Consider the following 26,054-nt stretch of genomic DNA (forward strand, 5'->3'; position numbering starts at 1 on the left):
TTCAGGCCGTGATGTCTATGACACCGCAATCGCCGGCCGCGCTGCCGAAGGCGATGCGGCGCTCTTCCCTGTCCCACATCATCGAGGTGATGGCGCCCTTGCCCTGCCGGCGCAACAGCACTTCCTTGGCGTCGGCGAAGCGCGCGGCAATGACCATGCCGTCCTCATAGCCGATCGCCACGACATCCTGGCTTGGATGGCATGCCACGCAAGTCACCATCGTGTTGCCGCGCGTGCCGAGTTCCAGCGGCGCCTTGCCCATCGGTCCGTCCTTGCCCGAAAACGGCCAGACGATCGCCGCCGGCGCGCCAGAGCTCGCCAGCCATTTGCCTTTGACGCTCCATGACAGGCTTTTGACCTTGCCGGGATAGCCGGTCATGCGCATGTGCTTGCCGTCGGCCAATTTCCAGCCATGCAGGGCGTTTTCCTGCATGGTGGTGACGAGGAAAGCGCCGTCAGGCGAGAAGGTGATGCCGGTATGGGCGCCGGCCCATTCGAGTTCCACCGGCTTGCCCTCGGCGGCCGGGAAATGCAGCGTCGCGCCATTGTAGCGGGCAACGCCGAAGCGCATGCCCTTGGGCGAAAACGCCAGCCCCTCGACCGAGCGCGGATGGGCAAATTCCCGGGTCTTGCCATCGGCGAAGCGCACGAAGGCGGTCTTGCCCGTCGCATAGGCGACGGCGCCCTGCGGCCCGGCGGCGACGCTGGTGATCCATTTTTTCCCGGCGCTCGCCACTTCGGTGGTTTCGCCGCCTGTCTTCACGGCAAACACCTTGCCGTCCTCGCCGCCGGTGATCAGCCGGTTGTTGGCCGCATCGTGGAAGGCGGCGAGCAGCCCGTCATTGGCCTGGATGGTCTTGTGGCCATTGTCGAGCCGATGGACGGCGCCATCGGCCAGCGCGAAATGCGGCACGTCGCCAAGGAAGACGGCGGCGACGCAATGGCCTTCGAGGTCGAGGGGGGCAACTGTGGGCATGGCTATCTTTATTCAGTTGAATTGCAGCGGTTGCAGGGGCTTACTCGACGTTTACGGTTCCGGCAACCTTGGAGGACCGGCGAGGCGGCAAGAGGCTGCAATCCAGTCAAAGCAGCCCCTTGGCTCGCAGTTCAGTTGCAAACGTCGCCAATGGCATCGCCAGGGTCAAAGCCGATCCCTGGAGGCGCTCTGCACCACAGCCGGCGTACCACCTTGCGGACCCGGTCGCTCTTGGCATCGATGATGAGCAGGATCCCGCCGCCTTCGCCGGCAAGCCGCAGGCAGCGCAACGCGGCGGCGAGCAGTTGACCTCCAGCCCTGCCCGATGGCGGGCCGGACATCTTCCGACCCTCAACGGAATGGGGATAACATCACCGATCGTGATTTCCAGGCGGGAACGGAACTTCCGCACCCTGCGATTGTATGATGACCCGAACCATGTTCCTGGCGATGCTCGCGCCGCTCGCTCCGGTCGTTTGAGAAAGGAACAATGTGCTGGGCTTCTTGGAGCGCAGGGGCCTTCGGCTGTTCGTGACATTGTTGGTCGCTTTGTCAGTCGCTGCCGGCTACGCTTTCCTCAGACGCAAAATACTGTGGGAGACGGTGCAGACCTGCGCACTTGCAAGTACGCGGTTTGGCGTCGCCTTCCCCTGCGACGAGGTGATACTGGCCGAGCAAGGGGATTATGGGTCAGTGCTCATCAAATCACCTCTACACCGGACCGAGTTTGTGGTGGCCCCAATCACAGCGGTTGCGGGCTTGGAGAGCCCATCCGCCCGTTCCACGGATAGCGCCCAACTATGGAACCGGGCATGGGAAGCCCGACAGAAAGTCGAAGCAAGACTCGGACACGGCCTGCCACGATCAGCCGTTGGCCTGGCTGTGAATTCCCGATTTGAGCGGTCCCAGGATCAGTTGCACATCCACGTCGATTGCTTGCTGGAGTCGGTTGAAAGGACGCTTGCCTCAGATGGGCCGAAGCAAGACGCGGCCTGGCAACCGTTTCCATTGATGTTGAACGGGCGACCCTATTGGATAATGGCAGTGGATGAGCCGGATCTGCGAACCACTAACGTGGTTGGCTTGGTTGTTGCCGGTTTGCCTCAGGCACGGCATGCTATGGATGATCTAAATGTACTCGTCGCCGGTGCAACGCTGGCTGACGCGAGGCCGGGATTCTATATTCTGGTAAATTGGGGAAGGGCAGCCGAGCACCTCCTCGATCACAGATGTACTTCGCGCTAGCCATCGCCTGTTGGTCAAAGCCGATCATTCGACCATTTCAAGGACGCCCTCGCTGTGACGCACCCGTCCGTCTTCCTTTACATCTAGCCTGGAAGCGCACGGCAAAGCCTGACTAGGCCTGGCAGGCCTCGAAACTCTTCTTCAGCCGCTCGGCGTCCAGTTCGCGGCCGATGAACACCATCCGGCTCTCATGTTTCTCGCCGTCTTTCCAGGCGCGCTGATGGTCGCCCTCGATGATCATGTGCACGCCCTGGATGACGTAGCGTTCATCATCGCCTTTCAGGGCAATGATGCCTTTCAGCCGCAGGATGTTGGGGCCTTCCATCTGGGTGATCTTCTCGATCCATGGGAAGAATTTCTTCGGGTCCATCTCGCCGCCGCGCAACGACACCGACTGCACCGTCACATCATGGATGTCTGAGGGATGCGCGTGTTCGTGGTGGTCATGCCCGTCATGATCATGGTGGTGGTGATCGTGGCCATCATGGTCGTGATGATCGTGATCGTGGTGGTGATCGTCATGCGCCTCGAGGAAATGCGGATCGTTCTCCAGCGCCCGGGAGAGGTCGAAGGCGCCGCGGTCGAGCACTTCCGACAAGGCGACGCCGGCGCGCGTCGTGCGATGGATCCTGGCCGCCGGATTGATGGCGCGGATCGTCGCCTCGACCTTGGCGAGCTCTTCCGGGGTGACGAGATCGGTCTTGTTGAGCACGACCACATCGGCGAAGGCGATCTGGTCCTCGGCTTCCTTGGAATCCTTGAGCCTGAGCGGCAGGTGCTTGGCATCGACCAGCGCCACCACCGCATCGAGCTTGGTCTTGGAGCGTACGTCGTCGTCCATGAAGAAGGTCTGCGCCACCGGCACCGGATCGGCGAGACCGGTTGTCTCGACCACGATGGCGTCGAAGCGGCCGGGCCGGCGCATCAGGCCCTCGACGACGCGGATCAGGTCGCCGCGCACCGTGCAGCAGACGCAGCCATTGTTCATCTCATAGATTTCCTCGTCGGATTCCACGATCAGGTCGTTGTCGATGCCGATTTCGCCGAATTCGTTGACGATGACCGCGTAGCGCCTGCCATGGTTCTCCGACAGGATGCGGTTGAGCAGCGTCGTCTTGCCGGCGCCGAGATAGCCGGTGAGAACGGTTACGGGGATCTGCGTCTGTGCGTCGCTCATGGCTTGCCTCGAGATGACTGGGCCTTGAAATCCAGGCCGCGAAAAAGGGATTCTCGGCTCCATATAGGATGTGTGCGGGGCTTTTGCACGGGGCAAACCGATGGGCCAAAGCTCTTGGCCCGGCCACTGCGATATCGGCGTGCCGGATGACTGCGAAAGTGCGCCTTTGTCGCGAGCAAGCCGCGTCTCACGTCACGCGCGCCCCACCTTTGCGGCGATTCCCGTGCGGCGAAAAGTCGTTTGTCATCTAACTGAAATAAACATCTGGCATTAGCCACGGCGGGCACCGCAATGCTTGCCGGCAAAGCTGTTTCACGCGCCGGATTCTTTTTATCGTCGATTGCCAACCGGCCGGCTGCGTCTATGCTGTCGCTACCGGTATGGCCGAAGAGGGGATGATCATGGCCAAGGCGGACAAAACTGCAACAATGAGCCGGCTGCATTCGGCGGCAAGGCTGGCAAGAACCGCGCTGGCGGCCCGGCTCCTGGCGCACGGCTTCTATGCCGGCCAGGACCAGATCATGTTGGCGCTCGACCGAGAGGACGGCCAGACGCCTGGCAATCTCGCCGGCCGCCTCGGCGTGCGCCCGCCCACCATCACCAAGACCATCAACCGGCTGCAGGCGCAGGGCTTTCTGGAAAAGCGCGCCTCGTCGGCCGACGCCCGTCAGGCTCATATTTTCCTCACCGACACTGGCCGCGATATCATCCACGCCATCGAGAAATCGGTGAAGAAGACCGAAAAACAGGCGCTGAAGGGCCTCGACAAGAAAGACCAGAAGGCGCTGTTCAAGCTGCTGGCCCGCATCGAGGCCAATCTCTCCAACGAGGAGCTTGTGCTGATCGACGACGACGCCGAGGCGGACGAGTGATCAGGCCGCTGCAGGAGCCGCGTCCCGGATCAGCGAGGACCAACGCCCCGGCGTCATGCCGAATGCCTTCTTGAATTGCCTGTTGAAATGGCTCTGGTCGGTGAAGCCAGCCTCGACCGCGATCTGCGCCAGGGGCTCGCCGGCGGTAATCATCCGCCGCGCGCGCTGAAGCCGGCGCATCACCAGGAAACGATGCGGGCTGGTCGAGAAGGCGGCGCGGAAATGCCTCGATAAGGCGTAGCGGTCCAGTCCGGTGACGGCTTCCAATTCGCCGGAACGCACCGGGCGCATTGCGTTCTCCGTAAGATAGTCCCGCGCCAGCGTCGCCGCCCGCCATGCCGTCCGGGCCATCGGCTTTGCCGGCTCGCCGGCATGCCGTGCCAGGCCATGCATCAGTTGCGTGAGAAAGTCATCGACGAACAGCTCGTCGAGTTCCTGCTGCAGCGGCCCCAGCGCTGAAAGCAGCGTGGCGCAGAAGGCTTCGTCCCGCACCACGGCATCCCTGACGAAGGGCAACGACGCGCCGCCAAGGCAGTCCAGCATCAGAGACGGTTCGAGATAGAGCATCCTGTAGCGCAACCCGTCCTCGGTGCCGGCGCCGCCATCATGCAGTTCGTCGGGATGCAGCACGATGATCTGGCCGGGCAGGCTCAATCGCGTCGCACCGCGATAGCGAAAGGTCTGCACGCCATGCAGCGTCACCCCGATCGCGTAGGTGTCATGACGATGCAGGTCGAAGGCGCTGCCATGAAAGCGCGCCTCGATCCGCTCCATGCCGGCGGGGTCGGGTGCGGAAATGATGCAGTTCTCCGCCGCATCCGCGCACAAACGTCCAAGACCCCTAGAGGCCTGCCGGTCTATTTCGAACGACATCGTCTCCTTCAGCCTCGCAATCGCGGCCTAACCTCGAATGGTCTTTTCTCATGTTCGATACGAAATTTGCAATCGTCCTGCGGGAAGACCTGCCCGTCTGGCAGAAACTCAACGTCACCGCCTTCCTGACCAGCGGCATTGTCGCGCAGTTTCCCGACATCATCGGCGAGCCCTATCGCGACCGCTCGGGCAATCTCTACAATCCGCTGTCGATCCAGCCGGTCATCGTGCTGTCGGCAGATCAGGCGACACTGGCCACGATCCACCGGCGCGCGCTGGAGCGCGGCGTGACGACTTCGCTCTATGTCGAGGAGATGTTTTCCACCGGCTTCGATGCCGCTAACCGCGCCGTCTTCGCACAATTCGCGCCCGAAGACGCCCAGGTGGTCGGCATCGCGCTGCGCGCCGACAAGAAGGTGGTCGACAAGATCACCAAGGGCGCCCGCATGCAGGCATAGCGACACTCAATCGGCTGGCTGCCGCCGATCGAGAGCATCTGCATACAGCGCCGCCAGCAATGCGAGGGCCGCTGATATTAGCATCGTCACGAACAGCGCGGGGATCGACCTCGCCAGGAAGAGGCCGGCGATGGAGGCTATGAGCGCCCCGCCGCCGATCCGCATCGCGGCAGCCAGTCCCGCGGCGGTGCCGACCAGATCCGGTCGTACGGACAAGGCGCCGCTGTTGGCCGCGGGCATGGTCAATCCATTGCCGACGCCGATGAACAAGCAAGGCCCAAAGAAGGCCAGGACGTGCGTGATACTAAGGCTTGACAGGGCCAGGCCGGCCAGCAGACCGGCGCAGGTCAGGAGGCGCGCAAGAACGAGTATGGCGCCCAGCGAGGTTTTCGAGGCGTAGCGCCCGGCCAGATAGCTGCCGAGAATGAAACCGGTAGGGACCAATCCCATGTAGAAGCCGAGCTTCGCGCTTGACCTACCGAGCTCGTCGCCGACGACCAATGGCGCTCCTCCCAGGAAGACGTAAAGGACGCCCATCGAGGCAGCCATGCACAGCGTGTAAGCCCAAAACCGCGCCGAACGCAGGAGAAGCCCATAGGCGACAACGTAATTCCCACGCGATCTCGGCAATGGAATTCTTCTGATCTCGCGCATGGATAGGGCGAAGGCGGCTGCACCCAGGATCGCAAAGACAACGAAACTTGACCGCCATCCGAACAGTTCGTCCAGGGAACCGCCGAACAAAGGACCGACCATGGGCGCGAGCGCCCACCCCATGGCGAGATAACCGAATTTGCTGGCGGCTTCGCGCTCGTCCGATGTCTCCTTGATGATCACCAGAGCGACCGAATAGCAGGGGCCGATGCACGCCTGCGTCGCGCGAAACAGAAGGAAGGTGCCGATATTAGGAGCCACAGCGCAGCCGATGGACGCCGCGACGAAGATCGAGAGAGATGCCAGGACGACCGGCCTGCGCCCAAATCGGTCCGATATTACACCCCCGATGGCCTCCATGACGGCGGTGATGATCGCAAAGCCGGCAACCGACAGATTGACCAAGGCGAAATCGGCATGAAACGTTACGGCAATGTTCGGCAGCGACGGCAAAATCATGTTCACCGGCAACACGGCAAGAGCCGAAAGCAGGATAAGTGTAATCAGTCGGGGTGGAGCAGCCGGTTCGGAGACCCTCGTGCTACCGATTGTGCCTATAGCCGGACGCCGAATGGGGTTGTCGCTCGCCATGATCTCGCTCGCCTTGTCGGGGGATTGAAGTGAGGGGTCTGACGGGTGGCCCGAATTCCGGGCATAAAAAAAGGCCCCGTCAGGAGCCTGCTTACCGCGCATGGGTGCTTTCGCCGGATGGTTACACCATCCTGCCCATGCGCTCCCTTACGACGACCAAAGCCATTGCGATGTTCATGGCATCAGAGCTAGGCGCAAAAGATGCGTGTCGTCAAGGCAGCATGGTTGCGACGCCGATCGACATGCGGCCAGGCTGAGGCCTGACCCAGGCGGCGATGGCGGTTTGGGCCATCGCATGCGAGACGGGGCTAAGCCTGTCGGAACGTCTTGTTGTGCCAGGCGCTTTTGGCTTGCCGGCAAGCGACAATTCCCGCAAAGGTGCGCTTCAGCCCAGCTTTTCCCCCGGCCTGCAAGTGAATGCTTCCCAAAGATATGTCGAAAGCGCGACGCCGCCGGTGGCGATCCTGTGCATGCTGACCACCTATGTCTTCTTCACCTTCCTCGACACCTCGAGCAAATATCTCGTCCTTGCCGGCGTTTCGGCGCTGATCGTCGCCTGGGTGCGCTTTGCCGTGCATGTCGTGCTGGTCGGCACCCTCCTGCGCGGCTGGCGCGATCCGCTGCGGTTTCGCCCGGTCAACCTGCCGGCGCATGTGCTGCGCGGCGTGTTCCTGTTCGGCTCGACCATGTGCAACATCCTGGCCCTGCGCTCCCTGCAACTGGCCGAGACGACGTCGATCTATTTCTTCGGGCCGATGGTGATCACCGCGCTTGCCGGCCCGCTGCTCGGCGAATGGGCCGGCTGGCGGCGCTGGCTGGCCATTCTGGCCGCGTTCGCCGGGGTCCTCATCATCACAAGGCCAGGTGTCGGCGTCTTCGGCATCGGCCATCTCTTCGCACTCGGCTCGATGCTGTCGAACTGCTTCTATGTCATCATGACGCGCCGCATGTCGTCGACGGAGACGTCGGAAAGCCTGATCCTGTTTTCGGCGCTGGCGCCGACGGTGCTGCTTTTGCCCATGCTGCCGTTTTCCTTCTCGCTGCCGCATGATGGCTGGCACTGGTTCATCCTGCTCATGCTTGGCGTGTTCGGCGGTGTCGGGCACTGGCTTCTGGTCCAGGCCTATCGGCTGGCGACGACCACGGCACTGGCGCCCTATCCCTATTCGCAGATGGTCTGGATGATCATTTCCGGCTGGATCATCTTCAAGCAGTTCCCGGATCGCTGGACGCTGGTCGGCGCCGCCATCATCGTTGCCAGCGGCCTCTACATCGTCCATCGCGAGCACCGGCTTCGGCTGCGGAGCCGCGCGGCCTCCGATGTCGAGGCCGAGGCGCTGGCAAAAAAACTTTGATTTGCCCCCGATCGGTGGCATAACGCCGCCTTTAAACAGTTTAAGTCGCAATTCAGCTCGTTCGGGGAGCGCAAGGCGCTGGCACAAAAAATCAAGCTTTCGACGATCGCCGATGCACTCGGCGTGTCCACGGCCACCGTGTCGCTGGCGTTGCGCGACAGCCCGCTGGTGGCCGGCGCGACGCGCGACCGCATCAAGGAACATGCGCGCGCCATCGGCTATATCTACAACCGCCGCGCCGCCAGCCTGCGCACCTCGCGTTCGGGCATTGTCGGCGTCGTCGTGCACGACATCATGAACCCGTTCTTCGCCGAGATCCTGCGCTCGATCGAGAGCGAGCTCGACCGCAGCCGGCAGACCTTCATCCTGTCCAATCACTACGACCAGCTCGAAAAGCAGCGCACCTTCATCGACACGCTGCTGCAGCTCGGCGCCGACGGCGTCATCATGTCGCCGGCCATCGGCACCCCGGCCGCCGACATACTGATGGCCGAGGAAAACGGCCTGCCGGCGGTGCTGATCGCCCGCACCGTCGAGGGCGCCGACGTGCCGGTGTTTCGCGGCGACGATTCCTATGGCACCGGGCTTGCCACCAACCATCTGATCTCGCTCGGCCACAAGCGCATCGCCATGATCGGCGGCACCGACCAGACCTCGACCGGCCGCGACCGCTATCAGGGCTATGTCAACGCCATGGAGGCGGCAGGGCTCGAAGTCAGGCCGTCCTGGCGCATCGCCGGTCCGCGCACCAAGCAGGCCGGCTTCGAGGCCGCCGGGCAGTTCCTGGCGCTGAAGGACAGACCGACCGCCGCCTGCTGCTGGAACGACCTCGTCGCCATCGGCCTGATGAACGGCATTGCGCGCGCCGGCCTGGTGCCGGGCATCGACATCTCCGTCACCGGCTATGACGATCTCGAGGAGGCGGCGATCGCCACGCCGGCGCTGACCACCGTCTGGAACGGCCAGCGCGAGGTCGGCCGCCGCGCCGCCAGCGCGCTGCTCGACAAGCTCAATGGGCAGACGGTGCGGCCCTCGCAGGAATTGATCAAGCCGGAGCTGCATGTGCGCCAGTCGACCGGCAAGCCGGTGGAGCGGGCATGACTAAGGCCGAACAGCTGCAAGCCGTCGCCATTCTGGTGCCGGCGGACTTCAGCGACCATGCCGTCCGGCGCATCGACCGTACCTTCAAACAGATCAGGATCGAGCGCGCCGATCCGGCGCTGGTCACCGACGAGATGCGCCGCATGGTGCGTGGCATTGCTTCCTTTGCCGGCATCAGCGCGGCTATGATGGATGCGCTGCCCAATCTCGAACTCATCGCCTCCTTCGGCGTCGGCTATGATTCGGTCGATGTCGGCCATGCGGCGGCGAAGAACATCATGGTCACCAACACGCCCGACGTGCTGACCGAGGAGGTCGCCGACACCGCGGTCGGGCTGTTGATCAACACGATCCGCGACCTGCCGCGCGCGGAAAACTGGCTGCGCGACGGCAGCTGGGTACGCAAGGGCAACTATCCGCTGAGCCGGCTGACCTTGCGCGCCCGCCGCGTCGGGATTTTCGGCATGGGCCGCATCGGACAGGCCATCGCCCGGCGGCTCGAGGCGTTCGGCCTGCCGGTCGCCTATCACAATCGGCGTCGCGTCGAAGGTCTTGCGTATCAGTATCACCCGACGCTGAAAGGTCTTGCGGAAGCGGTCGATACGCTGATTTCGGTGGCGCCTGGTGGCGCTTCTACGCAGAAGGCGGTCAATGCCGAGATCCTGTCGGCGCTTGGCGCCAACGGCGTCTTCGTCAATATCGGCCGCGGCAGCACCGTCGACGAGGCGGCACTCGCGGCGGCGCTTGCCGGCGGCACCATCGCCGCCGCCGGGCTCGACGTCTTCGCCGACGAGCCGAATGTGCCCAAGGCGCTGCTCGACGCCCCCAACGCCTCCCTGTTGCCGCATGTCGGCTCGGCCTCGGAGCACACACGCCGCGCCATGGCCGATCTGTGCGTCGACAATCTGGTGTCCTGGTTCACCGAGCGCCGTCCGCTGACGCCGGTGCCGGAGACGGCGCATGTGAAGGCTCGCGGCTAGCGAAGGCAAACCGATGACGGTGAAGCTGCCTGACAATTCCACGATTTTGGTCGCCACCAATGGCCGGCACCAGATCATTTCAATTCCGTATCCAAGGCGGCCCTTCGCCAACTACCTGATCGGCATATTCGTTCTTTGCTGGCTAGGTGGTTGGGCCTTCGGTGAGATGACAGCCGCATATCAGCTCGTGACCAGGCCGTTCGGCGGGCCTACGGCGTTTGTTGCCTTCTGGCTCTGCGCTTGGACAGTCGGCGGCATCTTCGCAATGCTCATGGTTCGCCGCATTTTCCGGCGCTCCGTGCCCGAAGTGATAAGGCTCGATGCGGCCGGGGTCAGCCATGACCCTGGGTTGCCGCCGTTCAAGATGCCATCCTACGGCGCCTCCGCCTGGACGCAGCTGTTTTCGAAGCGGACCGAGCGCCGGTTCGACCGGATGCAGCTCAAATCGCTGAGACTTCGCGACGGCGATACTCGCAATCGCCTGACAGTCGACTCTGGTGCCCAGAGGGTCGAGATTGGTTCGGCAGCCACCGATGTCGAGCGCGAGTGGCTCTTCAAACTCCTTTCAGATCACTATCCGCCGGCCGTCCCGCAATAGTTCGACGGTTTCGTCTTCGGAATTCGTTGACGCCCGCAGTGGCTCCGCCACATTTATTAACGCCAGCTTAACCCTTTGAAATCATTCTCTATCCTGCCCGTGTGCGTGGATGAGACAGAATGAAAACGCTTTTCGCATTGATCGCCGCCGCCGCCTTGTTTGGCGGCGTTCATCTGTTTCATGACGGCAATGGGGAAAGCGTCGCCAACGAGGTCACGCCATCCAACACCTACAGGCTGGTCGCCAATGGCGATGAGAGGGCCTGCGCGGTGAGCCGCGGGGCCGAAATTTCGGATGGCCTGTCCCTGCTTACTGTTGCTCCGACATGCCGTCGCCTGATGCCAGGCATAGAACGGGCAAAGTTCTGGCGCCAGCAGAATGACGGCACGGTCGCCTTCAGCGCCAACGGCATCGACCCGATTGTCACCTTCGCCGTGGCTGATGGCGAGGGTTACGAATCCTATGCGCCTGCCACGCCCTTGCTGTCGCTGGCGGGCGACCGCAACACCGGCGGCTGATTACTCCGCCGCGGCCCGCGAGCCAGCCTTCGCGGCGGCGTGCAGGCGCACCGCATCGCCGAAGGCGCGAAAAATCTTGGCCGAGTTGCTGTCCGAGTTGACCCAGTACTCCGGATGCCATTGGACACCGACGGCGAAGGCGCGTGCTCCCTTGACCGAAACCGCTTCGACCGTGCCGTCCGTGGCGACCGCCTCGATCTCGAGCTTCGACCCGAGCCGATCGATCGCCTGGCGGTGCAGTGAATTGACCTTGATCTCGCCGGCGCCGAACACACCGGCCAGGCAACTGCCCGGTTTGATCGAAATGGTCTGGTGGATGGCGAAGCGCTCGTCCTGTTGGTCGCTCGCCGGCGCGCGGTGGTCGAGCGAACCCTCGCGCTCCTGGATCTCGGTGCCCAGCGTGCCGCCGAGCGCCACGTTCAACTCCTGGATGCCACGGCAAATGGCAAGCAGCGGCACGCCGCGCTCGATCGCCCGACGGATCAGCGGCAGCGTGGTGGCGTCGCGCGCCGGATCATAGGGACCGTTGGCTTCGCTGGCATCGCCACCATAGAGCGAGGGGTGCACGTTGGATTTCGAGCCGGTGACCATGACGCCGTCGACCGAGGACAGGAGTTCATCGAAGTCGAGCCTGTCGCCGAACGACGGCACCAGCAGCGGGAACACGCCGGCGCCGGCAACCGCCGCTTCCAGATATTGCTGCGGGGCGGCATGCCAGGTGTAGTTGTCGAACTGACGGACGTCGGTCGATATGGCGACGAGCGGCTGGTGCATTTTGGGTCTGTTTTCCATCTGGCAAGGGATATCCTGCCTGCAAAATAGGCGATCCCCGGGCATTTTTCCATGCCAAGTTTCGGCGTGTCGCATGGGCCACGAAACCGCACGTTAGACTATAGTTGCAGGGCTGCATGGCTCGGTTACCAAATCTGGTCGCCGTGCTGGACTAGACTTCTCGCCTGTGTATTGTTTCGGCCAACCGATACGGGAGCCCGAGGATTTCCCGGATGTCGGTCTGTTGGTCCAAAAGGGAGGAATTGCATGGATCGTCGTTCATTCATTCGCAAGGCCGGCGTGACCGGCGTCGGCGCCGCGGCGGCGGCGGCAACGCTTGCGGCCCCGGCAATCGCCCAGTCCAATCCCAAGGTGACATGGCGGCTTGCGTCGTCCTTCCCGAAGTCGCTCGACACCATCTATGGCGGCGCCGAGGTGTTCTCCAAGATGCTGTCGGAAGCCACCGACGGCAATTTCCAGATCCAGGTCTTTGCCGCCGGCGAACTCGTGCCCGGCCTGCAGGCCGCCGACGCCACCACGGCAGGCACGGTCGAAGCCTGCCACACGGTGGCATATTATTACTGGGGGAAGGACCCGACATGGGCGCTTGGCGCGGCGGTTCCCTTTTCGCTCAACGCGCGCGGCATGAATGCCTGGCACTACCATGGCGGCGGCATCGACCTGTTCAATGAGTTCCTCGCCACGCAAGGTCTCTTCGGCCTGCCGGGCGGCAACACCGGCGTGCAGATGGGTGGCTGGTTCCGCAAGGAAATCAACACGGTCGCCGACCTCTCGGGCCTCAAGATGCGCATTGGCGGCTTCGCCGGCAAGGTGGTGCAGAAGCTCGGCGTCGTGCCACAGCAGATCGCCGGCGGCGACATCTATCCGGCGCTGGAAAAAGGCACGATCGACGCCGCCGAATGGGTCGGCCCCTATGACGACGAGAAGCTCGGTTTCTACAAGGTCGCGCCCTATTACTACTATCCCGGCTGGTGGGAAGGCGGCCCGACCGTGCATTTGATGTTCAACAAGGCGAAATACGAAGAGCTTTCGCCGGCCTACAAATCGCTGCTGCGCACCGCCGCGCAGGCCGCCGATGCCGACATGCTGCAGAAATACGATTATGTGAACCCGGCGGCGGTGAAGCGGCTGGTCGCCGGCGGCGCCAAACTGCGTCCGTTCAGCCAGGAGATCATGGCCGCCTGCTTCGAAAAGGCCAACGAGGTCTATGCCGAGATGGAGGCATCCAATGCGCCGTTCAAGAAGATCTGGGAATCGATCAAGGGCTTCCGCAAGGAGCACTATCTCTGGGCGCAGGTGGCCGAATACAATTACGACACCTTCATGATGGTCCAGCAGCGCAACGGCAAGCTGTAAACTGTCCCATCGCGTTCGTTCGAGAGACCCCGGGCAGCTCGTCCGGGGTCTTTCTTTTGAGGTCCGCGCGGAACCGACCTCGACCAGTATTCCGCCCGGCGCCATGCAGTAGAGGTCGTCGATTTGAAGCCTCCGCGTGCCAGGCGGCGTGACGGCAAGCGGGTCCGGCACGACTGGCCTCTGATTCAGCCCCGACCTGGCACCACCAGCACCTTGACCTCGCCAGGCGCCGGCGGGTTGGCGATCACGTCGGCCGCCTCTTCGAGCGGCACCTGCCTGGAAATCAGCCGGTCGATCTCGATCGCGCCCGAAGCGATCAATTGGGCGGCGCGGCGGTGCGTGTAGGGATTGAGGAACGAACCGACCACCTTCAATTCCCGAAACAGCAGGTCGAAAGGCTCGAATTCCGCCTTCATGCCTTGCGGCGTCACGCCGACGATGACGACGGTGCCGCCGGCCCTTGCCAGCCGCATCGACTGCTCGACGGTATCGCGCACGCCGGCGCATTCGAACACTACGTCGGCGCCTCCGGGCATCATGCCCGCGGGTCCCGCGATGGCATCGATGACGTCGCCGGCGGTAGGATCGGCCGTCGCCGTCGCGCCGAGCGCTTCGGCAAGCGTGCGCCGCGAGGCCTGCCTGGTCGACAGAATGATGGTCGTGGCGCCTGCCAGTTTTGCCAATTGCACGGTCAGCAGGCCGATCACGCCGCCGCCCAGCACGATCACCGAACTGCCCGGCTTGATCTCGGCAAGGTCGACGCCATGCAGGCAGCAGCCGAGCGGCTCGCAGAAGGCGCCATGCGTCGGCGGCAATTCGGCGGGCAGGATGAAAGCCTGTTTCTGCGGCAGCACGACATACTCGGCAAAGCCGCCATCGCGGTGGATGCCGATGGCATTGAGATTGTGGCAGAGATTGACCCGGCCGGCATGGCAATGCGGGCACCGTCCGCAGGCGATGTTGGGATCGCCGGTGACACGATCGCCGACGGCAAAGCCGGAGACGGCGTTGCCGATCGCCTCGATGATGCCCGAAAATTCATGTCCGGGCGTCACCGGCGGCCGGCAGGGAAATTCGCCGTGGAAAAGATGCCGGTCGGTGCCGCAGACGCCGCAGGCCTCGATCCGCACCAGAAGCTCGTCCGGGCCGGCGACAGGTTTGCCGACTTCCCGCAGCGCAATGCTGCCCACCGCCTCCAGCCGCACCGCCTTCATGACGCCGTCCCCATCAATTGAAGCTCGGCGGCTGCGAAAGGTCCGGCGCCGGCGCCGCCGGCTTGGCCGGCGGTGCATCGCCGAAACTTGGCGGTTGCGACAGGTCCGGTGCCGCCGGCTTGGCCGGCGGCGCATCGCCGAAACTCGGCGGTTGCGACAGGTCCGGCGCGCCGGGCGCGGCCGGTGCGCTGCCGCCATTGGCAGGGGCCGTGCCACCAGCCGGCGGTGTACCGAGCGGCGACAGGCCGGGCACCTCCGGCACCTTGTAGTCGATCGTGCCCGGATCGATCACCGTGCCCTTGTAGCGCATCACCATTTGCGGGAAGGCGATGGTCAGTCCGATCATCACCACCTGGATCAGCACGAAGGGCACCGCGCCCCAATAGATCTGGCCGGTCGTCACCGGCGCGATCTTCTTGCCGGTAAGGCGGTCGAGATAGGGCACGCGCGCGGCGACCGAGCGCAGGTAGAACAGCGCGAAGCCGAAGGGCGGATGCATGAAGCTGGTCTGCATGTTGACGCCGAGCAGCACGCCGAACCAGATCAGGTCGATGCCGAGCTTGTCTGCCGCCGGCGCCAGCAGCGGCACGATGATGAAGGCCAGTTCGAAGAAATCCAGGAAGAAGGCCAGGAAGAAGACGAGGATGTTGACGCCGATAAGGAAGCCGACTTCGCCGCCCGGCAGCGAGATCAAAAGGTGTTCGACCCAGATGTGGCCGTTGACGCCGTAGAAGGTCAGCGAGAACACGCGCGCGCCGATCAGGATGAACAGCACGAAGGACGACAGCCGCGTCGTCGAGGTCAGTGCCTGCTTGATCACGTCCAGCGACAGCCGGCCTTTTGCCGCCGCCATGATCAACGCGCCGACAGAGCCCATGGCGCCGCCCTCGGTCGGGGTAGCGATGCCGAGGAAGATGGTGCCAAGCACCAGGAAGATCAGTGCCAGCGGCGGGATCAGCACGATGACCACCTGCTGCGCCAGCCTGGACATCATGTTGAAGTTCAGGCGTTTGTCGGCGATCGCCACGATGTAGATGAAGAGCACCCCTACGGTGGCGCCGAGAATGTCGGCATTGTCGCCATGAGCTGGCGCGAGATAGCGATACGCGGCGTAAGAGATGGCCACCGCCACCACCAGCGCCACCAGCAGCGACAGAACACCGTGGCCAAGCGTGCGTGCTTCGAGCGGCAGCGCCGGCACCATTTTCGGCCGGAAGATCGATACGATGAGGACGTAAAGCGCATAGAGGCCGGTCAGCACCATGCCCGGGATCAGCGCGCCGGCGTACATGTCGCCGACCGAGCGGCCAAGCTGGTCGGCAAGCACGATCAGCACCAGTGATGGCGGGATGATCTGGGCCAGCGTGCCGGATGCCGCGATAACACCGGCAGCCAGCCGCCGGTCGTAGCCGTAGCGCAACATGATCGGCAGCGAGATCAGACCCATGGCAATGACGGATGCCGCCACCACGCCGGTGGTCGCCGCCAGCAGCGCGCCGACGAAGATCACCGCATAGGCGAGGCCGCCGCGGATCGGACCGAACAACTGGCCGATCGTGTCGAGCAGATCCTCGGCCATGCCAGATCGTTCGAGCACGATGCCCATGAAGGTGAAGAACGGAATGGCCAGCAGCGTGTCGTTAGACATCACCCTGCTGCCGTAGAAATTATCCGGCAATGCGTGCAGAAGCGGCCAGGCGAGATTGATCGATCCACCAGAATAGGGCGAGAGGAGCACGCCGATGAAGAAAAACATCAAGCCGTTGGCGGCCAACGAGAAGGCCACTGGGTAGCCGATCAGCAGGAAGATGATCAGCGAGGCGAACATGATCGGCGCCATGTTCTGGGCTATGAATTCCATCATGAGCGCACCTCGTCGGCCAGTGCCTTGGCTTCGAGTTCGGCTTGCTCATGTGCCGATATGAACGGATTGGGGTCGTCCATGTCGCCGCGCATGATGGCGATCTTCTTGATGATTTCGGAGATGCCCTGCAGGGCCAGCAGGAAAAAGCCGACCAGCAGGATGGCCTTGGCCGGCCAGATGATAAGCCCGCCGGAATTGTTGGACATCTCGCCGCTGCGAAACGACAGCGAGACGTAGGGAACGAAATAGATGACCATCAGCGTCACGAACGGCATCAGGAAGATGAGATGGCCGAGAAGGTCGATCCAGTGCTGCACGCGGCGTGAAAACAGGCCGTAGACGACATCGATGCGGATATGGTCGTTCTGCTTCAGCGTATAGGCGGCGGCCAGCATGAAGGCGGCGCCGAACAAATACCATTGCAGCTCCAGCCAGGCATTCGACGATATGTCGAAGATCTTGCGGATGACGGCGTTGGCCGCGCTCACCAGGATCGCCAGCAGGATCAGCCAGGATACCGATTTGCCGATGAATTCGTTGGCGCGATCGATCACCCTGGATAGAGCGAGAAGCCCTGCCATGCATTCCTCCCTTTTGTCGGAGGCGTGTCGGCTCCCCTTATTCCGTCACGCCGCTTGGTCCAACGGTATGCCGCGCGTGGACTGACGGGTCAACAAGGATGGGAGCAACAAAACAGCATCAACTGAAAGCGAGGGGCGGAGACTGGCGGTCTGCCCCGGCGTCATGCAACCAAAGTCTGATGGTTCAGACGACCTTGCCGGTGTCGCGGCCGGCGCCGATCAGGATCAGCATGGCCACCAGGAACAGATACATCCACGCATCGCGCCATTCGATCGGGAAATAGCCGGCCCACAGTGATTCGGCCATGCCGAAGGCGGCGGCACCCAGAGCCGCCCGTGGCGGCGAGAGATAGCCGCCGACCGCGGTCACGAACAGGATCTTCAGGCCGTAGACGAGACCGGAACCGAAGCTGACATTGCCGTAGTAGAGGCTGGCCATGACGCCGGCCAGCGCGGCGCAGAAGCCGCCGAGCAGCACGGCGTTCCGGAACACGCCGCGAACGTCGATGCCGCACAGCGCGGCGGCGCGCGGGTCGTCGGAGACGGCCCGCCAGCGCCGGCCGAAGCTGGAGCGGGCAAAGGCGGAGGTGGCCAGTGCGACCGCCGCCAGCACCACCGCGCAGTCGAGCACCTGGATCAGCGTCAGCGTCGCCTTGAAGCCGGCGCCTTCGGCAAAGACGATGGGCTGTGCCAGCATTGGCGGCAGCCACAGATCATGCGTATCGGCGGCGATGCGGCTAGCTTCCGACAGGACGATCAGGATGCCGAGCGTCGTCACCACGATGGCGTTGGGCGTGCGGTCGGCCAACGGTTCGAAGACGCTGCGCGACAGGACATGGCTGATCAGCGCGGCATAGAGGAATGCCGCGACGACGCCGAACAGCACCGACGCCAACAGCGTCAGCCACAGCACCTGGTAGCCGAAGGCGACGCTCAGGATCATTGCCTGGCCGCTGAAGGCGAAGAGCGCGCCATAGGCCAAGTTGGTGCGGTGAAGGATGCCGTTGATCAGCACGTAGCCGAAGGCGAGCAGCGCGTAGAGCGCGCCGGAATGCAGCCCGTTCAGCACCTGCTGGAAGAAATAGAGCATGCTCAACAACACCAAAAGCATCTCGCCGACAGCGGTTGGGACGACGGAATGCTCGAGACAAAGGCGACGATACCCTGCGCAGAAGAGGTTTGCATCGCCGAATCTAACTTGTCAAACACGATTTATTGGTTAGATTTTGCAGCATGACAGTTGCCTGGACCCCGCACCGCTTCACTGGCGGCCTGCTTGCGCTCGATACGGCGAACACCGTCGTCCTGCGCGGCGATCCGGAGCGCACGTTCGACCGCTTCGACGATCCGGCCGAAATCGCCCGCTTCGCCGACGCGGCCAGCGGTTTTCGGGCCGCCGAACTCGGCGACCGGCGGCTTGCCGTGTCTTCGCCGACGGCAATCGCACCCGTCGTGCTGTCGATCCGCGAGACGACCGACCGGCTGTTTCGCGGCGCGGTGTCGAATGGCGCGGTCGCCACCGCCGACTTGCCCGATTTCCTGCGCGCCTGTGCCGAAGGCCTGGCCGGCAGCCGGACCGAGATCGGCGCACCGGGAAGGCCGTTCGGCGATCCCCGTGTGCCGATCCCCTTCGAGGCGGCGCTGGCGGTCTCGGCCCTTTCGCTGCTGCGCGACGACACGGTCGCGAGGCTCAGGATCTGCCCCAACTGCACCTGGCTGTTCGTCGACAGAAGCCGCAATTCCAGCCGGCTTTGGTGCGATATGGCTGTGTGCGGCAACCGGCAGAAGGCCAGTCGTCACTATCGTCGCCGCCGCATGGCGGCCCATGAGGTCAAGGATGCCTAGAGGATTTTCACGCGCGCTCGTTGCCGGCGCCATGTTGATTGCCGCAGCGACCCTCGGCGCCTGCCGCGACACCGGCGGCGAGGGCAAGCTGTTCGAGGTTTCCGGCAAGATATTCGTCTTCAACTACCGTCTCGCCAGGGCGACCTATGTCGTGACGCTGCGGCCCTTGCAGCCGATGGGCGAGGGCCAGGTGGCGGTTGCCAGCTTCCAGAACCCGGCCGGCGGTGCGCCCTTGGTGGTCGAGCAGAAGGTCTGGCCGAAGCTCGACAAGGTCAGCCTGGAGAGCCCGGCGTTGACATGCATCGTCAAGAACAAGCCCTATGCCATCGCCATCAGCATCAAGGGACCCGACGGCGCGGTCCTGCAGAAGATCGACACCACGCTGATGTCGACGGAAGACCAGTCGATCCTGCCCGACCGGCCGCTGGTCATCGACCAGCTCTATACGGCCAATCCCGACCTCGCCGGCCATCCCGGCGGCAAGCTGCCCGGCGAGCCGAAGCCGGACTGCTCGAAAGCCGGCTGACACCTTCCGACGGCATCGATTCCGGCCGGAGTTTTCGTGCGCCGAGGCACTCTCGGCGTGCGGTTTCATGCGCGCTCCTGCGCCCGCCGGACTGTTTGTTGCGCGTTGCCTGGCCCCTGCGATTTTGTTTGACCTCACTTGCAAGGGGAGAAAGGATGCGTCATCCGACCCCGACGTTGGCTGCCCGCCCCCGCGCGGCCTTCGCAGAGGAAATGCCTGATGACGCTGCATGATGTCGCGCTCGACGACAAGTTCGACCTCGGGAAGGAGCGCATCTTCCTGTCCGGCGCGCAGGCGGTCATCCGCATGCTCCTGATGCAGCGCGAGCGCGACCGCCGCGCTGGCCTGAACACGGCCGGCTTCGTCTCCGGCTATCGCGGCTCGCCGCTCGGCGGCCTCGACATGCAGCTGTGGAAGGCGAAGAAGCAGCTCGCCGGGGCCGACATCGTCTTTCAGCCAGGCCTCAACGAGGAGCTCGCCGCCACCGCCTGTTGGGGGTCGCAGCAGACGGAGCTGCTGGGCGAGGGCACCCATGATGGCGTCTTTTCCGTCTGGTACGGCAAGGGCCCGGGCGTCGATCGTTCGGGCGACGTGTTCCGTCACGCCAATCTCGCCGGCTCGTCCAGGCATGGCGGCGTACTTGCGCTCATGGGCGACGACCATATGGCCGAATCCTCGACCAACGCGCACGCCACCGAATTCCTCTTCGTCGACACCATGGTGCCGATCCTCAACCCGGCCGGTGTCCAGGAGATCATCGATTACGGGCTGTACGGCTTTGCCATGTCGCGTTTCGCCGGCACCTGGGCGGCGATCAAATGCGTCAAGGACAACATCGAATCGACGGCCTCGGTCGATGCCTCGCTCGAGCGATTGAACATCGTCGTGCCGGAGTTCGACATGCCGCCGGGCGGCCTCAACATCCGCCACGAGATCGACATGCTGGGCCAGGAGGAGCGGCTGCACGAATACAAGCGTGCCGCGGCCTCCGCCTTCATCCATGCCAATGGGCTGGACCGCATCGTCTATTCGGGCGGCCGCAGCCCCAAGCTCGGCATCATCACGCTGGGCAAGAGCTATCTCGATGTCCGCCAGGCCTTGGAGGACATCGGTATCGACGAGGCCGGCGCCAACCGCATCGGCGTGCGGCTGTTCAAGGTAGGCTGCCCCTGGCCGCTCGACCTGCATCACATCGCCGAGTTTGCCCGCGGCCTCGACACCATCGTCGTCGTCGAGGAAAAGCGTTCGCTGATCGAGGTGCAGCTGCGCGAAAGCCTCTACGGCACCGCCTCGCAGCCGGTCATAGTCGGCAAGAAGGACGAGCGCGGCGACTGGCTGTTTCCGGCCAAGGGCGCGCTTGATCCCAACGAGATCGCCATTGCCCTTGGCGAGAGGATCGTCAAGACCATCGGGCCGTCGGAGGAGATCTCGGCGCGGGTCGGCAAGCTGCGCCAATTCCAGGCGATGCTGGCGGACGCCACCGACATCGGTTCGCGCACGCCCTTCTTCTGCTCGGGCTGTCCGCACAATTCCTCGACCAAGGTGCCGGACGGTTCGATCGCCGCCGCCGGCATCGGCTGCCATTTCATGGCGCTTTGGATGGACCGCAACACGCTGGGCTTCACCGCCATGGGCGGCGAGGGCGCGCAATGGGTTGGCCAGGCGCCGTTCTCGAAGCGCGGCCACATCTTCCAGAATCTCGGCGACGGCACCTACAATCATTCCGGCACGCTGGCGATCCGCTTCGCTTTGTCGAGCGAAGCCAACATCACCTACAAGATCCTCTACAACGATGCGGTGGCCATGACCGGCGGCCAGCCGCATGAAGGCGGCCTGACGGTGGACATGATCGCCAGGCAGGTGCGGGCAGAAGGTGTCGACCGCATCGCCATCGTCACCGACGAGCCCGACAAATATGCCGGCAAGGTCGAATTCCCGGCCGGCGCCACCATCCATCACCGCGACGATCTCGATCTGGTCCAGCGCGAGCTGCGCGACGTCAAGGGCGTGTCGATCCTGCTCTACGACCAGACCTGTGCCGCCGAAAAACGCCGGCGGCGTAAGCGCGGCACCTTTCCCGATCCCGATAAGCGCGTCTTCATCAACGAGCTGGTCTGCGAAGGCTGCGGCGATTGCGGCGTGCAGTCGAACTGCGTCTCGATCCAGCCGGTCGAGACCGAATTCGGCCGCAAGCGCAAGATCGACCAGTCGAGCTGCAACAAGGACTTCTCCTGCGTCAACGGCTTCTGCCCGTCCTTCGTCACCGTCCACGGCGCCAAGATCCGCAAGGCCGAGGGCCTTGCCGGCAAGACCGATCCGCTTGCCGGCGTGCCGACACCGGCCGAATTCCCGTTGGGCGCCGAGGGCTGGGCGGCGATCATCGACGGCGTCGGCGGCACCGGCGTCGTCACCGTCGGCGCCGTGCTCGGCATGGCGGCCCATCTCGAGGACAAGGGCTGCGGCATGATCGACATGGCCGGCCTGGCCCAGAAGGGCGGCTCGGTGTTCACCCATGTCCGCATCGCCCGCACGCCGGACGACATCCATGCCATCCGCGTCTCGGCGGGCAAGGCCGACCTCGTGCTTGGCTGCGACCTCGTCGTGTCGGGCGCCAAGAAGGTGCTGACCGCGGTGCGCGAGGGCCATACGATCTTCCTCGCCAACACCGCCGAGATCATGCCCGGCGAGTTCGCCCGCTCGGCGGATTTCTCTTTGCCGATTGAGCGCCTGAAGAAGGCGATCCGCACCGCCGCCGGCGACGACAAGGCGCATTTCTTCGACGCCACCCGCACCGCCACGGCGCTGTTCGGCAATTCGCTCGGCGCCAACATGTTCATGCTCGGTTTCGCCTTCCAGCATGGCGGCCTGCCGCTGTCGGCCGAGGCTGTCGAGAGGGCGATCGAGCTCAACGGCGAAGCGGTGGCGATGAACATCGCCGCCTTCCGCTGGGGCCGCCGCGCGGCGCACCAGCCGGATTTCGTGCGTGGCCTCGTCGCCCAGCCGGGCAAGGCGGGACAAACAACCCCGGTCGCGCAGACGCTGGACGAGATCATTGCCCGGCGTGTCGCCTTCCTGACGGCCTACCAGAACGCTGCCTATGGCAAGCGCTATGCCGACAGGCTGGCGCTGCTGCGCGCCGCCGAGGCCAGGGCCGTGCCCGGCTCGACCGCCGTGACCGAGGCGGCGGCCAGGAACCTGTTCAAGCTGATGGCGATCAAGGACGAGTACGAGGTGGCGCGGCTCTACACCGACGGCTCCTTTGCCGCCGAGCTTGGCAAGCAGTTCCAGAGCTATGAAAAACTCGAATTCCACCTCGCCCCGCCGATCATGGGCCGTCGCGGCAATGACGGCAAGCCGAGGAAGTCGAGCTTCGGCCCCTGGATGATGAAGGGTTTCCGCCTGCTGGCGGCGCTGAAGGGGCTGCGCGGCACCGCTTTCGACCTGTTCGGCTATAGTGCCGAAAGGCGCATGGAACGGCAGCTTTTGGCGCAGTATGAAGGCGATCTTGAACTCGCCGCCAGGTCGCTGGCGCCGGGCAAGGCCGAGGCGGCGGTCGCACTGGTTTCGGTTCCCGCGCTCATCCGTGGTTATGGCCATGTCCGGCAGGCCAGCGCGGAAAAGGCCGCGGGCGAGCGTCGAAGACTGGTCGAGCGACTGACCCAAAGCATGCCGGTACCGGTTCTCAGTGCCGCTGAGTGATTCCTCCGCCAACGCCCGAAGCCTGCTGCGAGGTTCCTCTTGCCGCTGCGGGCGGGCCGAAGCCGTAGCTTAAGCCCTGTCTAAGCCTTTCTTAAGGCGGTTGTGGCATGACAAGGCTTAGCGTTGGGCCGATCATATGGGCAAAACAAAGACCGAAAGCATCCCCGCGGATGTCTATATCCAATTTGTGCGGTCGTTGTTCGACAACGCGCACATGTTGGTGATCGGTGGCGTGTGCTACTGGATCCTCGGATTCATGATTTATCTGCGCACGCAAAATCCGTTGTTTCTCGCCTTTTCTTTTGTTCTGCTGCCGATCAGCCTTCTGCGTTATTTCGGTATTCGCAGCTTCCTGAGGACGGGCGGCATGATTGCCGACGTCGAACACGCACACCGATTGGAGCGCAGTTACATCCTCAAGGGCTGCTTGCAGGGCCTCGGATTGGGTGCGCTGTGCTTCGTGTCGATCTATGTGTATCCCGACCCATTCGCCGAACTGGCGGCGATGTCGCTGACCCTGGCGACCCTGGTCACGGTTGTCGCCCGTAATTACGGGTCTCCGCGCATGGTGCGGATTTTTTCGGTAACCTTCATCGGTCCGGCGGCGCTGGCGCTCCTGCTGCGTCTGGATGCCCCGTCCGTCGTCCTCGGTCTGATGATCTTCCCGATGACGTTCATTACCATCAACAGCGCCGACCATGTTCGCAATGTGCTGTTTTCCGCGGTCATCGGCCACAAGCAGGCGAAAAGCATAACGCGCAAGTTCGATCGCGCGCTCAACACCATGTCGCACGGCCTAGTCATGCTCGGCCCTGACGGGCGCGTCGCGGTCGCCAACGCCGAGGCCGCCCACCTGATGTCGCTGAAATCGGCCGACGCGCTGCTCGGGCGCTCCATTCACGGCCTTCTGATGCGCGGCGTCGCCGGCGGCATGCTGGCGCCGAAGGACTGCCGCTACGTCGAGGCGCAGCTGACGCGCGCCCTGCGCGAGGGCAGGGACCGCAAGGTGCTTGTTTCGCTCGCCAACGGCCAGCATTACGAATTCTCCGCGCGCGAAGGCAGCCAGGAACTCGGCGTGATCACCTTCGAGGATGTCACGGCGCGCGTCGAAGCGGAGGAAAAGATCCGCTTCATGGCGCGCTACGACAATCTCACCGGCCTTCCCAACCGCGCCTATTTCCACGAACTGGTCGGCGAGCTGATGGCCTCCGGGGACCGGGATCGCCTGTGCGGCCTCGCCGTGATCGACCTCGACGATTTCAAGAGTGTCAATGACACGCTCGGCCATCCGATCGGCGACGGTTTGATCTACGCGGTCGCCGAGCGTCTCGCCGCCGTTGCCGGGCAAGGCATCACCGTCAGCCGTTTCGGCGGCGACGAATTCATGGTCTTCTTCGACCGCATCGAGGATGAGAGCCATCTGACCATGCAGATCGACGAGATCTTCGCGGCATTGCAGGGCGAGGTGGACGTCGCCGGGCATGGATTGCGGATCCAGGCCAGCGCCGGCGCGGTTCTGTCCAAGGTCGCGGAAACCGATGTCGATGCCATGATCGTCAAGGCAGACCTCGCGCTCTACAAGGCCAAGGAGCTTGGCAAGAACGGCTGGCGGCTGTTCGAGGCGGCAATGGACGCCGCCTTCCGCAACCGGCAGCTGATGAAGGCGGATCTCCGCAGCGCGGTGGAAACCAAGAACCTGCGGGTCGTCTACCAGCCGATCGTTGCGATGGACACCATGCGCATCGCCAGCTGCGAGGCGCTGTGCCGCTGGGACCATCCCGATCTCGGACCGATCTCACCCGGCGTCTTCATCCCGCTGGCCGAGGAGATGGGCATCATCTCCGAGATCAGCACCTTTGTGCTGCATGCAGCTTGCACCGAATGCGCCAAATGGCCTGACCAGACCAGCGTCTCGGTCAATCTCTCGGCGAGGGATTTCCGCAGCCGCGACGTCATCCAAAAGGTGCGCGATGCGTTGGCTAATTCCGGCCTCGACTCTAGCCGCCTAGAGATCGAAGTCACGGAAACCGCGCTGCTCGACGACAAATCCATGACCCGCCAGTATATCGAGGAACTGAAGCAGCTTGGCGTCCGCATCGCACTCGACGATTTCGGCACCGGCTATTCAAGCCTGAGCTATCTCCATAAGCTTCCACTCGACAAGATCAAGATCGACCGGTCGTTCGTGATGGACGTCACCCACAATCCGCGCTCGCTCGCGCTGTTGAAGGGCGTCGTCGACCTGACCCGTGTCCTGGGACTCACCGTCACCATCGAAGGCGTGGAAACATTCGAGCAGCTTAAGATCCTCATGCGTTCGGTGAGGCCGGATCTTGTCCAAGGCTTCCTGTTCGGCGCAGCGCTCAGCGCGTCGGGCATCGAGACGATGTCGAACGTCACCTGGCCGTTTGCCGCGGATTTGCGTCTCGCCGCCAAGCGCACAGTCGGCTAGCTTTCGTCGCAGGTTTCTTGCCAGTTGAAGCTGATAAAGCGCGTTGCTTGGATCGTGCGACAGGTACGAGCCAGAATATTTGTTTGGTGGCGAAAAAATTCACAGCAAAGCGCGCAGTAGTTTTGGCCGAATTTGAATAAGCGAAAGGTTTGACTGGATCGGCGTATCTGTCAAAGTGGAACGCTCCAGTGCTTTTCGCGCCCGAGTTTGCAGCGCCCTTCATAGGAATGCAGACTTGGATTCGAACGTCGAAGCTGCTCCTTCAGCAACCACTCTGCAGCCAAGGATCTCTGGCTGTTAAGGTTAACAAGTGGTAAATTAGTGGGA

Annotated in this window: 22 protein-coding genes and 1 pseudogene; 12 read left to right on the forward strand and 11 right to left on the reverse strand. The window is 63.5% G+C overall.

Annotated elements, in window-relative coordinates:
- Position 1: 1 nt before the first annotated feature.
- From CK227_RS03535 to CK227_RS03550, 3 genes and pseudogenes are all read right to left on the reverse strand, one after another.
- Positions 2-976 carry a WD40 repeat domain-containing protein gene (locus tag CK227_RS03535; protein WP_095771579.1) on the reverse strand — a complete coding sequence of 325 codons (975 nt, stop codon included), beginning with the start codon at positions 974-976 and terminating at the stop codon, positions 2-4.
- Between the two features lie 106 nt (positions 977-1,082).
- Positions 1,083-1,290 (reverse strand): annotated as a pseudogene (locus tag CK227_RS03540) (GNAT family N-acetyltransferase); the annotation flags it as partial.
- A 1,043-nt stretch (positions 1,291-2,333) separates the two neighbouring features.
- Positions 2,334-3,398, reverse strand: a complete 1,065-nt coding sequence (locus tag CK227_RS03550) for a GTP-binding protein (RefSeq protein ID WP_095771581.1) — start codon at positions 3,396-3,398, stop codon at positions 2,334-2,336.
- Positions 3,399-3,799: 401 nt separating this feature from the next.
- Between CK227_RS03550 and CK227_RS03555 the strand changes: the two genes are divergently transcribed.
- Positions 3,800-4,270, forward strand: coding sequence for a MarR family winged helix-turn-helix transcriptional regulator (locus tag CK227_RS03555; RefSeq protein WP_095771931.1), 471 nt, complete (start codon positions 3,800-3,802; stop codon positions 4,268-4,270).
- Here CK227_RS03555 and CK227_RS03560 read toward each other — a convergent pair whose 3' ends face one another.
- The gene (locus CK227_RS03560; RefSeq protein ID WP_095771582.1) at positions 4,271-5,143 is read right to left on the reverse strand and encodes an AraC family transcriptional regulator; all 873 of its coding nucleotides are present in this window, start codon (positions 5,141-5,143) and stop codon (positions 4,271-4,273) included.
- Positions 5,144-5,193: 50 nt separating this feature from the next.
- Between CK227_RS03560 and CK227_RS03565 the strand changes: the two genes are divergently transcribed.
- Positions 5,194-5,601, forward strand: coding sequence for a DUF2000 family protein (locus CK227_RS03565; RefSeq protein WP_095771583.1), 408 nt, complete (start codon positions 5,194-5,196; stop codon positions 5,599-5,601).
- Positions 5,602-5,607: 6 nt separating this feature from the next.
- Here CK227_RS03565 and CK227_RS03570 read toward each other — a convergent pair whose 3' ends face one another.
- Entirely contained in the window at positions 5,608-6,846 is a 1,239-nt protein-coding gene (locus CK227_RS03570; RefSeq protein WP_245433472.1) for a multidrug effflux MFS transporter, read from the reverse strand.
- A 413-nt stretch (positions 6,847-7,259) separates the two neighbouring features.
- On the opposite strand from CK227_RS03570, the gene CK227_RS03580 reads away from it, so the two are divergent.
- The 5 genes from CK227_RS03580 to CK227_RS03600 all read left to right on the forward strand — a co-directional run bounded on the left by CK227_RS03580 (position 7,260) and on the right by CK227_RS03600 (position 11,398).
- Positions 7,260-8,201, forward strand: a complete 942-nt coding sequence (locus tag CK227_RS03580; RefSeq protein WP_095771932.1) for a DMT family transporter — start codon at positions 7,260-7,262, stop codon at positions 8,199-8,201.
- A gap of 78 nt (positions 8,202-8,279) precedes the next feature.
- Positions 8,280-9,302 carry a LacI family DNA-binding transcriptional regulator gene (locus CK227_RS03585; RefSeq protein WP_095771585.1) on the forward strand — a complete coding sequence of 341 codons (1,023 nt, stop codon included), beginning with the start codon at positions 8,280-8,282 and terminating at the stop codon, positions 9,300-9,302.
- Entirely contained in the window at positions 9,299-10,282 is a 984-nt protein-coding gene (locus tag CK227_RS03590) for a 2-hydroxyacid dehydrogenase (RefSeq protein ID WP_095771586.1), read from the forward strand. Before CK227_RS03585 ends, CK227_RS03590 begins: the two co-directional genes overlap by 4 nt.
- Before the next feature lie 13 nt (positions 10,283-10,295).
- Positions 10,296-10,880 (forward strand): hypothetical protein, encoded by a 585-nt coding sequence (locus CK227_RS03595; protein ID WP_095771587.1) that lies wholly within the window; start codon positions 10,296-10,298, stop codon positions 10,878-10,880.
- A 119-nt stretch (positions 10,881-10,999) separates the two neighbouring features.
- A complete protein-coding gene (locus CK227_RS03600; protein WP_095771588.1) occupies positions 11,000-11,398 on the forward strand; it encodes a hypothetical protein in 399 nt (132 codons plus the stop codon).
- On the opposite strand, the gene CK227_RS03605 is transcribed toward CK227_RS03600, so the two are convergent.
- A complete protein-coding gene (locus CK227_RS03605) occupies positions 11,399-12,190 on the reverse strand; it encodes a gamma-glutamyl-gamma-aminobutyrate hydrolase family protein (RefSeq protein ID WP_245318063.1) in 792 nt (263 codons plus the stop codon).
- Between the two features lie 246 nt (positions 12,191-12,436).
- Here CK227_RS03605 and CK227_RS03610 point away from each other — a divergent pair, with 246 nt between their 5' ends.
- A complete protein-coding gene (locus CK227_RS03610; RefSeq protein WP_038651600.1) occupies positions 12,437-13,546 on the forward strand; it encodes a TRAP transporter substrate-binding protein in 1,110 nt (369 codons plus the stop codon).
- A gap of 185 nt (positions 13,547-13,731) precedes the next feature.
- Here the strand turns inward: CK227_RS03610 and CK227_RS03615 are convergent, their stop codons facing one another.
- From CK227_RS03615 to CK227_RS03630, 4 genes are all read right to left on the reverse strand, one after another.
- Positions 13,732-14,760, reverse strand: a complete 1,029-nt coding sequence (locus CK227_RS03615) for a zinc-dependent alcohol dehydrogenase family protein (protein WP_095771589.1) — start codon at positions 14,758-14,760, stop codon at positions 13,732-13,734.
- A gap of 13 nt (positions 14,761-14,773) precedes the next feature.
- Positions 14,774-16,624, reverse strand: coding sequence for a TRAP transporter large permease subunit (locus CK227_RS03620; RefSeq protein ID WP_095771590.1), 1,851 nt, complete (start codon positions 16,622-16,624; stop codon positions 14,774-14,776).
- Positions 16,621-17,205: a TRAP transporter small permease subunit gene (locus tag CK227_RS03625; RefSeq protein WP_095771591.1), complete on the reverse strand. Its 585-nt coding sequence runs from the start codon at positions 17,203-17,205 to the stop codon at positions 16,621-16,623. The genes CK227_RS03620 and CK227_RS03625 overlap by 4 nt, the downstream gene beginning before the upstream one ends.
- A gap of 184 nt (positions 17,206-17,389) precedes the next feature.
- Positions 17,390-18,295: a branched-chain amino acid ABC transporter permease gene (locus tag CK227_RS03630; RefSeq protein ID WP_095771934.1), complete on the reverse strand. Its 906-nt coding sequence runs from the start codon at positions 18,293-18,295 to the stop codon at positions 17,390-17,392.
- A 143-nt stretch (positions 18,296-18,438) separates the two neighbouring features.
- Between CK227_RS03630 and CK227_RS03635 the strand changes: the two genes are divergently transcribed.
- The 3 genes from CK227_RS03635 to CK227_RS03645 all read left to right on the forward strand — a co-directional run bounded on the left by CK227_RS03635 (position 18,439) and on the right by CK227_RS03645 (position 23,275).
- A complete protein-coding gene (locus CK227_RS03635) occupies positions 18,439-19,050 on the forward strand; it encodes a CGNR zinc finger domain-containing protein (RefSeq protein WP_095771592.1) in 612 nt (203 codons plus the stop codon).
- Positions 19,043-19,576, forward strand: coding sequence for a hypothetical protein (locus CK227_RS03640; protein ID WP_095771593.1), 534 nt, complete (start codon positions 19,043-19,045; stop codon positions 19,574-19,576). The genes CK227_RS03635 and CK227_RS03640 overlap by 8 nt, the downstream gene beginning before the upstream one ends.
- Positions 19,577-19,795: 219 nt before the next feature.
- Positions 19,796-23,275 (forward strand): indolepyruvate ferredoxin oxidoreductase family protein, encoded by a 3,480-nt coding sequence (locus CK227_RS03645; RefSeq protein WP_095771594.1) that lies wholly within the window; start codon positions 19,796-19,798, stop codon positions 23,273-23,275.
- A 91-nt stretch (positions 23,276-23,366) separates the two neighbouring features.
- On the opposite strand, the gene CK227_RS37140 is transcribed toward CK227_RS03645, so the two are convergent.
- Complete coding sequence (locus CK227_RS37140; RefSeq protein ID WP_245318064.1) at positions 23,367-23,663, reverse strand: DUF604 domain-containing protein; 297 nt, start codon at positions 23,661-23,663, stop codon at positions 23,367-23,369.
- On the opposite strand from CK227_RS37140, the gene CK227_RS03650 reads away from it, so the two are divergent.
- Positions 23,643-25,727, forward strand: coding sequence for an EAL domain-containing protein (locus tag CK227_RS03650; RefSeq protein ID WP_245318065.1), 2,085 nt, complete (start codon positions 23,643-23,645; stop codon positions 25,725-25,727). The two genes, CK227_RS37140 and CK227_RS03650, sit on opposite strands and share 21 nt — an antisense overlap.
- Positions 25,728-26,054: the final 327 nt, after the last annotated feature.

The sequence above is a fragment of the Mesorhizobium sp. WSM4308 genome (genome assembly GCF_002294905.1).
GTDB lineage: Bacteria > Pseudomonadota > Alphaproteobacteria > Rhizobiales > Rhizobiaceae > Mesorhizobium.

Coding starts and splice junctions, on each gene's coding strand:
- CK227_RS03635 (WP_095771592.1), top strand. CDS start 18,439: ATGACAGTTGCCTGGACCCCGCACCGCTTCACTGGCGGCCTGCTTGCG.
- CK227_RS03615 (WP_095771589.1), bottom strand. CDS start 14,760: ATGAAGGCGGTGCGGCTGGAGGCGGTGGGCAGCATTGCGCTGCGGGAA.
- CK227_RS03640 (WP_095771593.1), top strand. CDS start 19,043: ATGCCTAGAGGATTTTCACGCGCGCTCGTTGCCGGCGCCATGTTGATT.
- CK227_RS03570 (WP_245433472.1), bottom strand. CDS start 6,846: ATGGCGAGCGACAACCCCATTCGGCGTCCGGCTATAGGCACAATCGGT.
- CK227_RS03620 (WP_095771590.1), bottom strand. CDS start 16,624: ATGATGGAATTCATAGCCCAGAACATGGCGCCGATCATGTTCGCCTCG.
- CK227_RS03630 (WP_095771934.1), bottom strand. CDS start 18,295: ATGCTCTATTTCTTCCAGCAGGTGCTGAACGGGCTGCATTCCGGCGCG.
- CK227_RS03550 (WP_095771581.1), bottom strand. CDS start 3,398: ATGAGCGACGCACAGACGCAGATCCCCGTAACCGTTCTCACCGGCTAT.
- CK227_RS03590 (WP_095771586.1), top strand. CDS start 9,299: ATGACTAAGGCCGAACAGCTGCAAGCCGTCGCCATTCTGGTGCCGGCG.
- CK227_RS03645 (WP_095771594.1), top strand. CDS start 19,796: ATGACGCTGCATGATGTCGCGCTCGACGACAAGTTCGACCTCGGGAAG.
- CK227_RS03565 (WP_095771583.1), top strand. CDS start 5,194: ATGTTCGATACGAAATTTGCAATCGTCCTGCGGGAAGACCTGCCCGTC.
- CK227_RS03610 (WP_038651600.1), top strand. CDS start 12,437: ATGGATCGTCGTTCATTCATTCGCAAGGCCGGCGTGACCGGCGTCGGC.
- CK227_RS03650 (WP_245318065.1), top strand. CDS start 23,643: ATGATTGCCGACGTCGAACACGCACACCGATTGGAGCGCAGTTACATC.
- CK227_RS03605 (WP_245318063.1), bottom strand. CDS start 12,190: ATGGAAAACAGACCCAAAATGCACCAGCCGCTCGTCGCCATATCGACC.
- CK227_RS03625 (WP_095771591.1), bottom strand. CDS start 17,205: ATGGCAGGGCTTCTCGCTCTATCCAGGGTGATCGATCGCGCCAACGAA.
- CK227_RS03560 (WP_095771582.1), bottom strand. CDS start 5,143: ATGTCGTTCGAAATAGACCGGCAGGCCTCTAGGGGTCTTGGACGTTTG.
- CK227_RS03555 (WP_095771931.1), top strand. CDS start 3,800: ATGGCCAAGGCGGACAAAACTGCAACAATGAGCCGGCTGCATTCGGCG.
- CK227_RS03600 (WP_095771588.1), top strand. CDS start 11,000: ATGAAAACGCTTTTCGCATTGATCGCCGCCGCCGCCTTGTTTGGCGGC.
- CK227_RS03595 (WP_095771587.1), top strand. CDS start 10,296: ATGACGGTGAAGCTGCCTGACAATTCCACGATTTTGGTCGCCACCAAT.
- CK227_RS03535 (WP_095771579.1), bottom strand. CDS start 976: ATGCCCACAGTTGCCCCCCTCGACCTCGAAGGCCATTGCGTCGCCGCC.